Annotated in this window: 15 protein-coding genes; 10 read left to right on the top strand and 5 right to left on the bottom strand. The window is 72.9% G+C overall.

Annotated elements, in window-relative coordinates; genetic code table 11:
- The first annotated feature begins 8 nt into the window (after positions 1-8).
- The 3 genes from ACFWWU_RS22245 (at position 9) to ACFWWU_RS22235 (ending at position 3,176) form a co-directional block, all read left to right on the top strand.
- Positions 9-1,256 (top strand): cytochrome P450, encoded by a 1,248-nt coding sequence (locus tag ACFWWU_RS22245; RefSeq protein WP_384147557.1) that lies wholly within the window; start codon positions 9-11, stop codon positions 1,254-1,256.
- A 136-nt stretch (positions 1,257-1,392) separates the two neighbouring features.
- Positions 1,393-2,511, top strand: a complete 1,119-nt coding sequence (locus tag ACFWWU_RS22240; protein WP_384147556.1) for a DUF2330 domain-containing protein — start codon at positions 1,393-1,395, stop codon at positions 2,509-2,511.
- Complete coding sequence (locus tag ACFWWU_RS22235; RefSeq protein WP_384147555.1) at positions 2,508-3,176, top strand: O-methyltransferase; 669 nt, start codon at positions 2,508-2,510, stop codon at positions 3,174-3,176. Before ACFWWU_RS22240 ends, ACFWWU_RS22235 begins: the two co-directional genes overlap by 4 nt.
- Here the strand turns inward: ACFWWU_RS22235 and ACFWWU_RS22230 are convergent.
- On the bottom strand, positions 3,173-4,351 hold the full coding sequence (locus ACFWWU_RS22230) for a serpin family protein (RefSeq protein ID WP_384147554.1): 1,179 nt from the start codon (positions 4,349-4,351) through the stop codon (positions 3,173-3,175). The genes ACFWWU_RS22235 and ACFWWU_RS22230 overlap by 4 nt on opposite strands.
- Positions 4,352-4,506: 155 nt before the next feature.
- On the opposite strand from ACFWWU_RS22230, the gene ACFWWU_RS22225 reads away from it, so the two are divergent.
- Positions 4,507-4,839 carry an antibiotic biosynthesis monooxygenase gene (locus ACFWWU_RS22225; RefSeq protein WP_125748044.1) on the top strand — a complete coding sequence of 111 codons (333 nt, stop codon included), beginning with the start codon at positions 4,507-4,509 and terminating at the stop codon, positions 4,837-4,839.
- A 29-nt stretch (positions 4,840-4,868) separates the two neighbouring features.
- Positions 4,869-5,354: a GNAT family N-acetyltransferase gene (locus ACFWWU_RS22220; RefSeq protein ID WP_384147553.1), complete on the top strand. Its 486-nt coding sequence runs from the start codon at positions 4,869-4,871 to the stop codon at positions 5,352-5,354.
- Between the two features lie 33 nt (positions 5,355-5,387).
- On the opposite strand, the gene ACFWWU_RS22215 is transcribed toward ACFWWU_RS22220, so the two are convergent.
- Entirely contained in the window at positions 5,388-6,176 is a 789-nt protein-coding gene (locus tag ACFWWU_RS22215) for a hypothetical protein (protein ID WP_384147552.1), read from the bottom strand.
- 108 nt (positions 6,177-6,284) lie between these two features.
- The gene (locus tag ACFWWU_RS22210) at positions 6,285-8,354 is read right to left on the bottom strand and encodes an MFS transporter (protein WP_384147551.1); all 2,070 of its coding nucleotides are present in this window, start codon (positions 8,352-8,354) and stop codon (positions 6,285-6,287) included.
- A gap of 759 nt (positions 8,355-9,113) precedes the next feature.
- On the opposite strand from ACFWWU_RS22210, the gene ACFWWU_RS22205 reads away from it, so the two are divergent.
- Both ACFWWU_RS22205 and ACFWWU_RS22200 read left to right on the top strand, forming a co-directional pair.
- Positions 9,114-9,851, top strand: a complete 738-nt coding sequence (locus ACFWWU_RS22205) for a peptidoglycan-binding protein (RefSeq protein ID WP_384147550.1) — start codon at positions 9,114-9,116, stop codon at positions 9,849-9,851.
- Between the two features lie 144 nt (positions 9,852-9,995).
- Positions 9,996-10,664 carry an HAD-IA family hydrolase gene (locus ACFWWU_RS22200; protein WP_384147549.1) on the top strand — a complete coding sequence of 223 codons (669 nt, stop codon included), beginning with the start codon at positions 9,996-9,998 and terminating at the stop codon, positions 10,662-10,664.
- A gap of 124 nt (positions 10,665-10,788) precedes the next feature.
- On the opposite strand, the gene ACFWWU_RS22195 is transcribed toward ACFWWU_RS22200, so the two are convergent.
- On the bottom strand, positions 10,789-11,568 hold the full coding sequence (locus ACFWWU_RS22195; protein ID WP_384147548.1) for an ABC transporter permease: 780 nt from the start codon (positions 11,566-11,568) through the stop codon (positions 10,789-10,791).
- A 220-nt stretch (positions 11,569-11,788) separates the two neighbouring features.
- Between ACFWWU_RS22195 and ACFWWU_RS22190 the strand changes: the two genes are divergently transcribed.
- The 3 genes from ACFWWU_RS22190 to ACFWWU_RS22180 all read left to right on the top strand — a co-directional run bounded on the left by ACFWWU_RS22190 (position 11,789) and on the right by ACFWWU_RS22180 (position 14,136).
- A complete protein-coding gene (locus ACFWWU_RS22190) occupies positions 11,789-12,439 on the top strand; it encodes an HNH endonuclease family protein (RefSeq protein WP_384147547.1) in 651 nt (216 codons plus the stop codon).
- Between the two features lie 186 nt (positions 12,440-12,625).
- Entirely contained in the window at positions 12,626-13,108 is a 483-nt protein-coding gene (locus tag ACFWWU_RS22185; RefSeq protein WP_384147546.1) for a DoxX family protein, read from the top strand.
- A 404-nt stretch (positions 13,109-13,512) separates the two neighbouring features.
- Positions 13,513-14,136, top strand: a complete 624-nt coding sequence (locus ACFWWU_RS22180) for a VTT domain-containing protein (RefSeq protein ID WP_329625718.1) — start codon at positions 13,513-13,515, stop codon at positions 14,134-14,136.
- Here ACFWWU_RS22180 and ACFWWU_RS22175 read toward each other — a convergent pair.
- Positions 14,096-14,356, bottom strand: a complete 261-nt coding sequence (locus tag ACFWWU_RS22175; protein WP_384147545.1) for a DUF2277 domain-containing protein — start codon at positions 14,354-14,356, stop codon at positions 14,096-14,098. The genes ACFWWU_RS22180 and ACFWWU_RS22175 overlap by 41 nt on opposite strands.
- Positions 14,357-14,406 lie beyond the last annotated feature (50 nt).

Below are 14,406 nucleotides of genomic sequence, written 5' to 3'. Positions count from 1 at the left end.
TGTTGCCGATGCCCTGCCCTCATCTCCCCGAAGGGTTCGACGCCACCGACCCCGACCTCCTCCGTACGCGCATACCCTTCCCGGAGTTCGCCGAACTGCGGAAGACCGCCCCCGTGTGGTGGTGCCCCCAGTCGGCCGGCATCACGGGGTTCCGGGACGAGGGGTACTGGGCCGTCACGCGGCACGCGGACGTCAAGTACGTCTCCACGCACCCGGAGTTGTTCTCCTCGAACCTCAACACCGCCGTGATCCGCTTCAACGAGAGCATCGCCCAGGAGCAGATCGACGTCCAGAAGCTGATCATGCTCAACATGGACCCGCCCGAGCACACCCGGGTCCGCCAGATCGTCCAGCGCGGCTTCACGCCCCGGGCGATCCGGAGCCTGGAGACGGCCCTGCGCGACCGCGCCCGCGCCATCGCCGAGGAGGCCCGGCAGGGCGCCGGGCCCGACGGCAGCTTCGACTTCGTCACCCAGGTCGCCGTCGAACTGCCCCTCCAGGCGATCGCCGAGCTCATCGGCGTCCCCCAGGAGGACCGCTCCCGGATCTTCGACTGGTCGAACAAGATGATCGCGTACGACGATCCCGAGTACGCCATCACCGAGGAGGTCGGCGCCGAGGCCGCCATGGAACTCATCGGATACGCGATGACCATGGCCGCCGCCCGCAAGGAGTGCCCGGCCGCCGACATCGTCAGCCAGCTCGTCGCCGCCGAGGGGCAGGGCAACCTCTCCTCCGACGAGTTCGGCCTCTTCGTCCTCCTCCTCGCCGTCGCCGGCAACGAGACCACGCGCAACGCCATCAGCCACGGCATGCACGCCTTCCTCACCCACCCCGACCAGTGGGAGCTCTTCAAGCGGGAACGGCCGGCGACCACCGCCGAGGAGATCGTGCGCTGGGCGACCCCCGTGGTCTCCTTCCAGCGGACCGCGACCCAGGACACCGAGATCGGCGGGCAGAAGATCAGCGCGGGCGACCGCGTCGGCATCTTCTACTCCTCCGCCAACAACGACCCCGAGGTCTTCACCGACCCCGAGCGCTTCGACATCACCCGCGACCCGAATCCGCACCTCGGCTTCGGCGGCGGCGGACCGCACTTCTGCCTCGGCAAGTCCCTCGCCATCAAGGAGATCGAGCTGATCTTCAACGCGATCGCGGACGTCCTGCCCGACCTCACGCTCGTGGGCGAACCCCGCCGGCTGCGGGCGGCCTGGCTGAACGGGGTGAAGGAACTCAGGGTCCGCGCGTCGGCGTGACGCGGGGCGGCCGGAGAAACGGAGGCGTAGCCGGGGCGCTCGGACCCGGGTGCTTCGGACCCGGGTGCTTCGGACCCGGGTGCTTCGGACCCGGGTGCTCGGGAACCGGATCTCCACCGGCCGCGTCCGACCTCACATGCGGGGGACACACAGCAAAAGCCTGACCAGCAGGGTCGTCGCCATCGTCGTCGCGCTGCTCGCGCTCCAACTCGGCCAGCTCGTCGCACCGGCGTACGCCTGCGGCTGCGGCGCCATGATCCCGGACAAGGCCGAACGCATCGGCGTCGACCGGGAGGAGTCGGCCGTCCACTGGGACGGCAGCACCGAGACCGTCGTCATGCGCTTCCGCGTCCACGGGAACGCCCGGCGGGCCGCCTGGATCATGCCGGTGCCCAGCCGGGCCGACGTGTCCCTCGGCGACCCGGCGCTCTTCGACGAACTCGACCGGCTCACCGAGCCCGAGCAGCGCGACCGCTTCTACTTCTGGCCGCGCGGGGACGACTGGCCGTTCTCCGGCGGTTACGGGGACGGCGCCGGCGCCGCCCCGCCCGGCAGCGCCCCCGGCGTCGGGGTCGTCGGCCGCGAGCGCCTCGGGCCCTTCGACGTGGCCCGGCTTACCGCCACCGATCCCGACGCCCTCGGCGGCTGGCTGCGCGCCAACGGCTTCGAGCTGCCCGAACGGCTCACCGCCGCCCTCCGGCCGTACGTGGAACGCACGTGGGAGTACGTCGCGGTCCGCCTCGCGCCCGAGGAGAAGAACACCGCCCTCTCCGGCGAACTCACCCCGCTGCGGATCACCTTCGCATCCCCCGAACTCGTCTACCCCATGAGGCTGTCCCGGCTCGCGACGAACGCCCAGACCCTCGGGCTGTCCGTCCTCGCCGACCACCGGATGGAGCCGCGCTCCGCCATCGGCGGCGACCGCCCGGAGGTCACCTTCGCCGGCCGGATCGACCGACCGGAAGGCGCGGTCGCGGCACTCACGGGCACCGGACGGCCGACCCACCTGACGGTCCTGGAGCAGAGGTTCCCCCACCCCGACCGCATCGACGACGACCACCACCTCCGCACGGTCGCCGACACCCCGTACCGCGAAGTCGTCTACAACGACCGCCTGTTGACGGTCGGCGGGGTCCCCGCATGGCTCGCGACGACCGGCGGCGGCGCCCTGCTCGCCACGGCGGCGACACTCCTCGCCGTACGGGCGTCAAGGCGCCGTCCGGACCCCACCCCAGGTGTACGTTCGACCGCATGACGAACCCTCAGTGGACCGACGTCGACCGCTACGTCACCGAGCTGCTCGCCCCTGCGGACGACGCGCTGACCGGCGCGCTCGCCGCGTCCACGGCGGCCGGCCTGCCCGAGATCGCGGTCGCCCCGAACCAGGGCAAGCTGCTGCACCTGCTCGCCGCGATGCAGGGCGCCCGGAACATCCTGGAGATCGGCACCCTCGGCGGCTACAGCACGATCTGGCTGGCGCGCGCCCTGCCCGCCGACGGCCGGCTGATCACCCTGGAGTACGACCCCGCCCACGCGGACGTCGCCCGCGCCAACATCGCCCGCGCCGGCCTCGACAAGCTCGTCGAGGTCAGGACGGGCGCGGCCCTGGAGAGTCTGCCGCGGCTTGAGGAGGAGGGGGCGGGCCCGTTCGACCTCGTCTTCGTCGACGCGGACAAGGTCAACAACCCGCGGTACGTGGAGTGGGCGCTGAAGCTGTCCCGCCCGGGCACGGTGATCATCGTCGACAACGTGGTGCGCGGCGGGAAGGTCGCCACCGCGCACCCGGACGACCCGGCGGTCACCGGCACCCGCGAGATGTTCGAGCTGGTGGCGCGCGAACCCCGGCTGGACGCGACCGCGTTCCAGACGGTCGGCACGAAGGGCCACGACGGCCTGCTGCTGGCCCGCGTGGTGGGTTAGGCCCCCGGCGCGCTCCGCCGCCACCCCACGAACAGCGGCACCTGCCCCGCCGCGTCGAGGACGACGACCCCGAAGGGCCGATCGAAGGCGATCCGCTCCACCACGGTGGGGCGGGGCGCGGCCGCGCTCCGGGTCATGGTCACCTGGGTGACGGCCGCCGCCTCGACGCCCTCCTCGGCGACCTCGACGACCGCCTCCTGGAGGACCTTGTCGATGTACATGTCGGCGGCGGAGATCCCGGAGAAGTCGGCCTCGGGCCGCAGCGCGAGACGGACTCCGAGGGCGTCGAGATCCGGGCGGACGTCGGTCCTCGTACGCAGCGTGAAGCGCGGCAACGCGAGATCGACCGAGTCGGCCGCGAGCGGTGTCCCCTCCGCGGCCCCGGCCCAGGCGGCGGGCAGCACGTCACCGGGACCGGCCCCTTCCCGCCCCAGCGCGAACCGCACCCGGCTGCCTCCGGCCCCGCCCCCGTCGCACGGCAGCTCGACGACGGTGACCCCGCCCACGGACCGGACCCACCCGGGGGGAATCCGCTGCCGCATGGTCGGTACGGGCCTGGTGTCGCCGTTCCCGTCGGTGAAGGGCTCGTCGCGGGTGAGGTGCGCGGGGAAGGCGGTCAGCCAGGAGGCCTTCAGGGCCAGGGCGTTGAGCAGGACGAGGTCCTCGGACCCGTCGAGGTCGAGCGGCAGGCGCGGAATCCGCCCATCCGTGGCGCCCCGCACCCACGCGTCGAGCGCGTCCTGGGCGTCGGGGGTCTCCCCCCACGACATGTCGTCCGTCGCTCCGAAGGCCGTGTCGGGCAGGGCGAGGCAGGCCGCTCCGGGCAGCACTCCGAACCCGACCCCGGGCAGCCCGCGCCGGAAGCCGTCGAGCACCGGCATCGTGCTCCACACCCCGGTCGCCACCGCGACCCCGTCCGTCCCGCCGAGCCACCGCCCGGCCTCGGTCACGGCCCGGGCCGCGGCTTCTCCCTCGACCCCGAGCAGCCCCGCCAGCTCCTCCCCGGTCCGCCCCCGTGCCCCGGAGGCGACGGCCCCGAGGGCCATCCACAACCCGACCGGTGACACGACGAAATCCCCGTCCCCGAGCCGGGGAAGCCAACGCGCCGCCAGCTCCCGTACCGCCACCGCACCCACACTGTCCATCGCGCCGTCCGCCGACTCGAACCCGACCATGCCAGCCCCCTGTTCGCCTGTTCGCCTGTCCCGCGTCTCTCACCGGCATCATGACCGCTACCCCGCCGGCGCCGCCGCACCCGGGGCCGTCCTCACGCCGTCCCGACGGGTCCGTGTAGGAGACTGCGGGCACGTACTGAACTGAGAGGTGTCGTGTGCCCAGTGTGGTGAAGATCAACGTCCTGACCGTTCCGGCCGAGCAGCGTGAGGTCCTGGAGCAGCGCTTCGCCTCCCGCGCCGGGGCCGTGGAGGGGTCCGACGGCTTCGAGTGGTTCGAGCTGCTGCGCCCGCTGGAGGGCACCGACCAGTACCTCGTCTACACCCGGTGGCGCAGCGAGGAGGACTTCCAGAACTGGATGAACGGCTCCATGAAGGCCGCGCACGGCGGTGGCGGTGCCGGTGAGGGTGGCGAGCGGCCGAAGCCCGCGGCTTCCGGTTCCACTCTCTGGTCGTTCGAGGTCGTGCAGCAGGCGTCCCCGAAGAACTGAGCTGCGTCCCGGGTCGTGCGCGCCGCACAATGGAGCGCATGACCTGGTACTTCTCCCCCGAGCGCGTCGACACCCCGGACGCCACCGCCCTGCGCCGCGACTACTACGACGATGTCGCAAGCCGGTACTGGAAGCGGCCCGCGACCGCCGCGGAGATCGACGAGGGGCTCACGAACGACGGGGTCGAACTGCTCACCCCGCCGACCGGGCGGTTCCTCGTCGCGCGGTACGAGGGCAAGCCGGCCGGCTGCGGCGGGGTCCTGATGCTCGACGCCGAACGCGCGGAGCTGACCCGGGTCTTCCTGCGCCACGCCTTCCGCGGCCTGGGCGGGGCCGGGGCCCTGCTCGGCGAGCTGGAGGACGCGGCGCGCGGCCTCGGCGCCCGCCGGATGGTCCTCAACACCCGCCTGGACCTGGTCGAGGCACGCGCCCTGTACACGCGGCACGGGTACGGGGAGATCCCGGCGTACTGCACGGGCCCGTACATGGACGTCTGGTACGGCAAGGGGCTCTGACCGCCGTGGGCGGCCGCCCCGGGTCCGGGACGGTCAGCGGGTCCAGACGACGACGTCGAAGACGCCGCTCGTGTCCGAGGCCTGCCCGGTCAGTTCCTTGACGGTCAGCCGGGCGAGCCGCCCGTCGTTGGTGCTCGCGCAGACGACCAGGCCCGTCTTCATCTTCATGTCCGTCGAGGTTCCCAGGGTGTCGATGACACCGGCGCAGTCCTCGTACGTGGGCGCCTTCGCGTCCTTCCACACCAGGGCCTTGACGCCGCTCTCGGGCCGCAGCATGCGGGCGGTGCCGAACGGGTAGACGGAGAGGTCGTTCTCCTCGTTGATCTCGGACTCGACGGGGGGTGCGGAGTCCAGATCCCTGGCGTCCGCGTACGTGATCGCCAGGGCGCCCTGCCACGCGACGGTGCCGGCCGGCTTCCCGGGCGGCGTCGTGGGCGGGGTGGTGGGCGGGGTCGTCGGCGCCGACGACTCCGCGGAACCCGCGGAACCCGTGGACTCCGGGCTCTGCGACGAGTCCGAGAGGGCGTCGCCGCCTCCCTGGTTCTCCTCGCCGGGCGTGGTGGTCGACGTCGCCGGGCCCTGTGCGACGGGCGGTGTGGGGTTCGCGTTGCCCTTGTTGCTGCTCACCAGGTACGTACCGACGACGCCGATGACCGCCGCCACGAGCGTGGCTCCCGCGCCGATCCAGGCCCCTCGGTGCGAGGCCGCGCGCGCCGGAGGGGCCGGCATCTGCGTACCGTACGCGCCGTTCGCCACGTACCCGCTGTGTGCGTCGTGCGCGCCGTTCACCCCGTACGGCTGACGTGGCTCTTCGCTGTTCATCCTGCCCATCCCCCTGTGATGCGATCGTCGAGGGAACAGCCTACTGAGGGGCCCTGAGCAGCCGTCATACAGGGCTCGTGGTCCCCGAGTTCGTACCCGCGGCCGGTCCTAGGCGTGGTGGTCGCGGGGCGGTTCGGGCGAGCGCGGCCGCTCCCCGTCCGAGCCGTTCAGCTCGGCCGTCAGCTCCTCCACCAGCTTCACGAGGTCGGTGGGCCGGTCCGGCCCCCACCAGTCGCCGAGGAGTTCCGCGAGCGACTCCTCCCGCGCCCTGTCGAGCTTCACCGCCGCCTCGACGCCCTCCTCGGTGAGGAACAGCTGGACGCCCTCCCGCGTGACGAGCCGTCGTTCCTCCACCTGCCGGGACGCCTCCGTGATCGCCCGCAGCGGTACGGGGGTGGTCTCGGCGAGCCGGGCGGGTTCGACGGTGCCGTGCCGGCGGATCCGCAGCAGCAGCCAGCTCGCGGCGGGCAGCAGGTCGAGCCCGGCGCGGGCGGTGATCTTCTCGTAGATCGCCTTGCGGCCCTCCCGGGAGCCGAGGACGGAGAGCGCGCGGGCGCACTCGTCGTACGAGGAGCGCTCGACGGGGTTCGAGGCGAGGGTCTGGCTCGTGTCGGGCGCCGTGACCGAGCCGCGCAGCTTGTCCTCCTTGAGGAACCAGGCGACGACGAAGGCGACGAGGACGACCGGCGCCGCGTACAGGAAGACGTCGGTGATGGACGTGGCGTACGCGTGGAGGACGGAGGGGCGGAGCTCGGGCGGGAGTTCGGCGATGGCGCGCGGGTCGGCGGCGACCCGCTCGGGGCCGATGCCGGGCGGGAGGTCCTCTCCGGCGCTCGCCGCGCTCGTGAACACGTCGTCGAGTTTGCGGGTGAGCCGGTTGGTGAAGAGGGTGCCGAAGACGGCGACGCCGAACGAGGCGCCGATGGAGCGGAAGAAGGTGGCGCCGGAGGTGGCGACGCCGAGGTCCCGGTAGGGGACGGCGTTCTGGACGACCAGGACGAGGACCTGCATGACGAGGCCGAGCCCGGCGCCGAAGACAAAGAAGTAGACGCTCATCTCCCAGGTGGAGGTGGTCTCCGTCATCTCGTTGAGGAGGAGCAGCCCGAGCGCCGTGAGCCCGGTGCCGGCGATCGGGAAGACCTTCCAGCGGCCGGTGCGGGAGACGATCTGGCCGGAGGCGGTCGAGGTGAGGAGCATGCCGAGGACCATGGGCAGCATGTGGACGCCGGACATCGTCGGGGTGACGCCCTGCACCACCTGGAGGAAGGTGGGGAGGTAGACCATCGCGCCGAACATCGCGAAGCCGATGACGAAGCTGATGGCCGAGACGAGGGTGAAGGTCCGGATCCGGAACAGCTTGAGGGGCAGGACGGGTTCGGCGGCCCGCTGCTCGACGTACACGAACCAGACGAGGAGTACGGCTCCGAGGACGGCGAGGCCGATGATCTGCGCCGAGCCCCAGGCCCAGGTGGTGCCGCCGAGGGAGGCCACCAGGACCAGGCAGGTGGCGACCGAGGCGATGAGGAAGGTGCCGAGGTAGTCGATGGCGTGCCGGGTGGAGCGCACCGGGATGTGGAGCACGGCGGCGATGACGAAGAGGGCGACGATGCCGATCGGCAGATTGATGTAGAAGACCCAGCGCCAGGAGAGGTGCTCGGTGAAGAGGCCGCCGAGCAGCGGGCCGAGGACGCTGGTGGCGCCGAAGACGGCGCCGAAGAGGCCCTGGTACTTGCCGCGCTCGCGCGGGGAGACGAGGTCGCCGACGATCGCCATCGACAGGACCATGAGGCCGCCGCCGCCGAGGCCCTGGACGGCGCGGAAGGCGATGAGCTGCGGCATGTTCTGGGCGATGCCGCAGAGGGCGGAGCCGATGAGGAAGAGGACGATGGCGGCCTGGAAGAGCTTCTTGCGGCCGTACTGGTCGCCGAGCTTGCCCCAGAGCGGGGTGGCCGCCGTGGACGCCAGCATGTAGGCCGTGACCACCCAGGAGAGGTGCTCCATGCCGCCGAGTTCGCTGACGATGGTCGGCAGGGCGGTGGAGACGATGGTCTGGTCGAGGGCGGCGAGCAGCATGCCGAGCAGCAGCGCGCCGATCGCGACGAGGACCGTGCGGTGGCTCTGCCCCTCCCCCGGCACGGGATCGCCGCCGAGCTGGGACGGGCTCGTTTCCTGGGCCATGGGCGGGTCTCCTCGGGCCTCTCCTCGGACAACTCCTCCATCCTGATCCGAATGTCCTGATATGGCCTGCTGGAGGGCGCCGCCGACGGCCGCCGTCCCTCCGCCGGACAGGGACGGGCTGCATAATCGCTCGCAGTTGTCTCGGGGAGGGGACCCATCATGACCGGACACATCTGTCCTGAATGCGGTGGACAAAGACCTGGCTGCGCGTGCGCCCAGGCGGAGCTGGCGGCGGCCGAGGACTTCGATCCGCTGCGGATCAGGCCGTACGTGACGCTGGACGCGACGGAGCCGTCGGGGGCTGGGGGGCCTGAGGGGTCTGGAGGGCTTGGGGGGTCTGGAGGGCCTGGAGGGCCTGGGGCGCTTGGGGGATCCGCGGGGCTTGGGGGGCTTGGGGGGCTTGGGGGACCCGCGGGGCCTGGTGGTCCAGGAGGTGCTGGAGGGCCTGGCGGGCATGGAGGGCCTGGCGGGCATGGAGGGCCTGGCGGGCATGGAGGTCCCGGCGGGGGCTACGCGGCGGAGGATCCGCCGACGGCCCGGCTGGCGGCGATCCGCCCGGACGACCCCACGACGCCGTACCCCGGCGCGCACTCCGGTGCGTACCCCGGCACGTACTCCGGTGGGTACTCCGGTGGGCACTCCGACACCCACTCCGGTGGGCACTCCGGCACCCACTCCGGCACCCACTCCGACGCGCGCCTCGATCCGGACCTCGATCCGGACCTCGCCCCGGACCCCGGGGGCGACCCCTCCGAGACGATGCCCCTGCTGCTGCACGGCATCGGCCGCATCGCCGACCCGGCGGACGGCCGCGAGCCGGGACGCGGGCGCCGACGCGGCATGATCGTCGCCGCGGTGGCCGCCGTCGCCGTGGTCGGCACCGCCGCCCTCGCGGCGGCCGTCCTCGGCGGCGGGGACGAGACCGACGACCGGGCGAGCGGCCCCGAGATCACCACCAGCGCGTCCCTGAACATCGCCGTCTCGGAGGCCCCGTCCCCGTCCCCCTCCGCCTCCTCCGAAAGCCCGGAGCCGAGCTCGTCCACCCCGTCGGCGCGCCCGACCACCGCCTCCGCCTCCCCGTCCGCCACCCCCACCCCCTCCGCCTCGCGGACGACCACGTCCCCCAGCATCACGACCGGCGCGGCCGCCCCTCCGGCCGCCACCACCCCGGCGGCCCCGACGACCACCTCGGCATCGGCACCGCCGCCCGAACCGACGACGGCGGCGCCGACGGCGACCCCTTCCTCGCAGGAGCCGGAGACCGAGGAGGCGGCGGTCACGCTGAGCCTCGGCTCGACAGGGTCCGAGGTGCGCGAGCTCCAGCGGCGACTGGCCGTCCTGTGGATCTACGACGGCAACTTCCACGGCAGGTACGACGACGAGGTACGGGAGGCGGTGGCCACCTACCAGCAGTGGCTCTACCCCCGGGAGGACCCGGAGGGCGTATACGGCCCCTCCACCCGCAGCCACCTGGAACGGGCCACTCCCGACTTCTGAACCCGGATCTCCGGCCCGGAACGCGAACCGGTTGGCCAAGACGCCCCCGGTTTTGTATCGTAGAAAAACAAAGTGGCCCCGCCCGTATTCCCTGACCGGCGGGCGGGACCGCTTCGTTCTCCGCACCCCTCTCTGGAGACCTTGATGGCTGCCACCACCCCGGCACAGCTCACCGCCCGCGCCCTCCTCCTCGACATGGACGGCACTCTCGTCAACTCGGACGCCGTCGTGGAGCGCTGCTGGCGCCGCTGGGCCGAGCGGCAGGCACTCGACGCGGACGCCGTCCTCAAGGTGGTCCACGGCCGCCAGGGGTACGCGACGATGGCCGTCCTCCTCCCGGACCGCCCGATGGAGGAGAACTACGCCGACAACCGGCTGATGCTCGCCGAGGAGACCGCCGACCTCGACGGTGTCGTGCCCGTCCCCGGCGCCCCCGCCTTCATGGCCGCGATCGCCGCGCTGCCGTACGCCCTGGTGACCTCGGCGGACGAGGCCCTCGCCCAGGCGCGGATGGGTGCGGCCGGTCTGGCGATACCGGAGACCCGGGTCACCGCCGAATGCGTCGGCGCGAGCAAGCCGGACCCCGAGGGCTTCCTCAAGGGTGCGGCGGAGCTGGGCTTCGCCCCGGCGGACTGCGTCGTCTTCGAGGACTCCGAGGCGGGCATCCAGGCGGGCCGCGCGGCCGGCATGCGGATCGTGGGCGTGGGCCCGCGAGCGGCGGCCTTCGCGCCCGACATCCACGTCGAGGACCTCACCCGACTGCGGGTCGAGGCCGCGCCGGACGGCACGATCACCCTCACCGCCCTGGCGTAGGCCCCCTCCACCGCCCTGGCGTAGGCCCCCTCCACCGCCCTGGCGTAGGCCCTCGACCGCCGCGGCGCAGGGCTCCCACCGCCACGGCGCAGGACTCCCCCACCCCCGCGGCACAGGACTCCCCTCACCGCCCCGGCGCAGAACTCGCCTCCGCACCCGCCTCCCGAGGCCGGGTGATCCGGCCGCGCGCGACCAGCTCCAGGGTGGTCGCGGCGGCCACCGCCTGCACCGCGAGCAGCGCGATGAGCACGAAGAGCTGGACGGCGCCCGCGTGCAGCGGTGACGCGCCGCCGAGCAGCATGCCCACGAAGGCCCCCGGCAGCGTGACGAGACCCACCGTGCGCGTCTGGTCCATGCCGGGGAGCAGGGCGTCCGCCGCCGCCTTCCGCGCCACTTCGAGCCGCGCCTCGCGCGCGACGAGCCCGATCGCCAGGCCCGCCTCCACCTCGCCCCGCCGCGTCTCCAGCTCGTCGAGCGCGCGCCGCCCCGCGAGGACGGTGGCCGTGAGCGCACCGCCGACGAGAATGCCGGTCACGGGCACGAGCGTGATCCCCTTCACCGGTACGAGTCCGGTGACGGCGAGCGCGAGGACCACCGGCACCACGGCGGCGGCGATCGGCACGCCCGCCCACCACCAGCCGCGCCCCGGCGCGGGCACGACCCGCCGCCCTGCCGTGCGTACCGCCACCGCGTACATGAGGAGCAGGAAGCAGAGCAGCAGCGGTACGGAGCGGACCACCCATCCGATCACGAGCGAGACGGCGATCAGCTGGACGGCGGCGCGCACGCCGGCGAAGAGGGTGTCGCGGGCCCGGCCGAGGTGCGCGAGGGCGACGACGCCGGCGGCGAGGGCGAGCAGGACGGCGAGTACCGCCCCAAAGGTGACGTTCACGTCCAGAAGCACACGGCCACAGTAGAGCTCTCGCGCAACGGAGTTCCGCCGGGCGGAATCTGGCACTCCATCAGCCACGTCACACCCCTTGATGTGACGTGCTCATGTCGCCACCCTGTTACCTGGCGCACCCCCCACGGAAACCTAGCGCCGCCACGATGACCGGGCCAGCGCCCGGCACCCCCGCGGGGACGGCTACCAGCCAAGGTCCCCCCATTTCAAGGGAGTTCACATGCCCGTCGGCATGATCTACGCGCGTCGACTCGCTGTACTCGCCACCTCCGCCACCCTCGCCGTCACCGGCCTCCTCGCCACGGCACCGGCCGCCCAGGCCGCCATGCCGACCCCCGTGAGCGCGGCCACCGCCCGGACCTACCTGGCCGCGCTCACGGTCAAGGCGGAAGGTTCCTCCACCGGCTACAGCCGGGATCTCTTCCCGCACTGGATCACCCAGTCCGGGGCGTGCAACACCCGCGAGACCGTCCTCAAGCGCGACGGCGTGAACGTCGTCACCGACTCCAGCTGCGCCTCCGTCAGCGGCAGTTGGTACTCCGAGTACGACGGCGCCACCTGGACCGTCGCCTCCGACCTCGACATCGACCACGTCGTCGCCCTGTCCGAGGCCTGGCGCTCGGGCGCGAACGCGTGGACGACCTCGCAGCGCCAGGCGTTCGCGAACGACCTGACCCGGCCCCAGCTCATAGCCGTCACCGACAACGTCAACCAGTCCAAGGGCGACCTGGACCCGGCGGAGTGGCTGCCCTCGCGCACGTCCTACCGCTGCACGTACGCCCGGGCGTGGGTGCACGTGAAGTACCACTGGAACCTCAGCATCGACTCCGCGGAGAAGAGCGCCCTGCAGTCCGTCCTGAACGGCTGCTGAGCAAACCCCCTGAACCACCGTCACCACAGCGGCCACCGGGGAGTGAGCCTCACCACACACTCCCCGGTGGCCGAATGTTGAACTTGCAAGTACTGGTGAGGGGTGCCTAACCTTGCGGCCTCGTCGGTTTCCGTCCCCCACACCCCGCCCTCCCCACGGACGGGGTCAGGCCGAAGGAGTTCCCCCATGAGCACCACCCCGAACAACCTCATCAGCTTCCTGAACCAGGGCCGGCCGTACGCGCTCGGTCTCTTCCGAATCGTCGTCGGCCTGCTCTTCGCCTGCCACGGCGCCGCGTCGCTCTTCGGCGTCCTCGGCGGCGCGATGGGCGGCGGCACCGTCCCGGCCGGGACCTGGCCGGGCTGGTACGCGGCCGTGATCCAGCTCGTCGGCGGCGTGCTGGTGATGGCCGGAGTCGGCACCCGGAGCGCCGCGTTCCTCGCCTCGGGCTCGATGGCGTACGCGTACTTCAAGGTCCACCAGCCGGAGGCCCTCTTCCCGCTCCAGAACAGCGGCGAGAGCGCGGCCCTGTTCTGCTGGGCCTTCGCCCTGCTCGTCTTCACCGGCCCGGGCGCGCTCGCCCTCGACGGGCTCTTCGGCGCCCGGACCGGCGCGGGCACGACGACCGGCCAGGAGAACGAGAAGCAGAGCGCGCCGATCGCGGCCTGAGTCCCCCGCAGACGGAAGGAGCCGGAAACCGCACGACGGTTTCCGGCCTTTCCCACACGCGAACACCCCCGGCCCGCACCCGACCCCGGCCGTAACCCGCCCCCGGCGCGGACCTCACCCCGGCCGCAACCCCGCCCCCCGGCGCGCACCCGCGCCCACCCGCCACAGCCCTGCACACGGCCGCGGCCGCAGGACCCGCCGACTAACCCCGCCACGGACCCCTCACACGACACCGGCACGGGCCCGCACACCGGCCCCTTGCCCCGCCCCCGGCGGAAGGCCCGGCATCTGCCCAGCATCGTCCCGGCATCCGCTCGGCACCCACCCGGCACCCACCCGGCATCTGCCCGGCACCCGCCCGGCAGGGGCTCCCCCACCCCCGCGTAGGCTCTGGCCCTGTGAATCTGCTCGACAGCCTCGGCTCGCTGCGGTCGTTGACCGCCGGCCCGTGGATCTACCCGGTGGTGGCGGCGTCGATCCTGCTCGACGTCTTCCTGCCCGTGCTGCCGAGCGGCTTCCTGGTGATCACCGCCGCCACGGCCGCGGCGACGGCCACCGCGGCCTCCCCCGACGTACCGTCGCTCCTCCCGCTGCTCCTCTGCGCGGCCACCGCGTCCGTGCTCGGCGACTTCCTGGCGTACCGCCTGGCCCGGCGGGGCGGCGCCAGGCTGGACAGGGCGATCGCCCGCTCGCGGCGCCTCTCCCTGGCGCAGGAACGTCTCGGCACCGCGCTGGCCCGGGGCGGCGGGCTGCTCGTGGTGCTCGCGCGCTTCGCCCCGGCGGGCCGCTCCGTGGTCTCCCTGGGCGCGGGCGCGGCCAAGCGGAGGATCAAGGACTTCCTGCCGTGGTCGGCGCTCGCGGGCGTGACCTGGGCCTCCTACAGCGTGGGGCTCGGCTGGCTGGGCGGGCAGTGGCTGGGCGCGACCTGGTTCAGCGCGGGGGTGTCGACCCTCGCGCTCTTCCTGGCGGGCGGCCTCGCCGCGTACCTCATACAGCGTCCGGCTGCGGCTCCCGCGCCGGTCTCGTAACGCCGGGGTGCGCCCCGCGCACCTCCAGGCCGGCGAGGAGTCTCGCGGTAGCCTCCGCGATCTCGTCCACGGCGCGGTCGAAGACCTCGCGGTTGTGGGCGGCGGGCGCGCGGAAGCCGGAGACCTTGCGGACGTACTGCAGGGCGGCGGCGCGGAAGTCCTCCTCGGTCGCCTCCTCGGGCAGCGCGGGCGGTCGGAGCGTCTTGATGCTGCGGCACATGCCTCCAGTGTGGCGCGCCCCACTGACAACCGCCGCTGACGCCGCCAAGC

It is taken from the genome of Streptomyces sp. NPDC058650, from assembly GCF_042717315.1.
Classification (GTDB): Bacteria; Actinomycetota; Actinomycetes; order Streptomycetales; family Streptomycetaceae; genus Streptomyces.
Note: the sequence above shows the minus strand (reverse complement) of the source record. Positions and strands in the feature narration are given on the sequence as shown.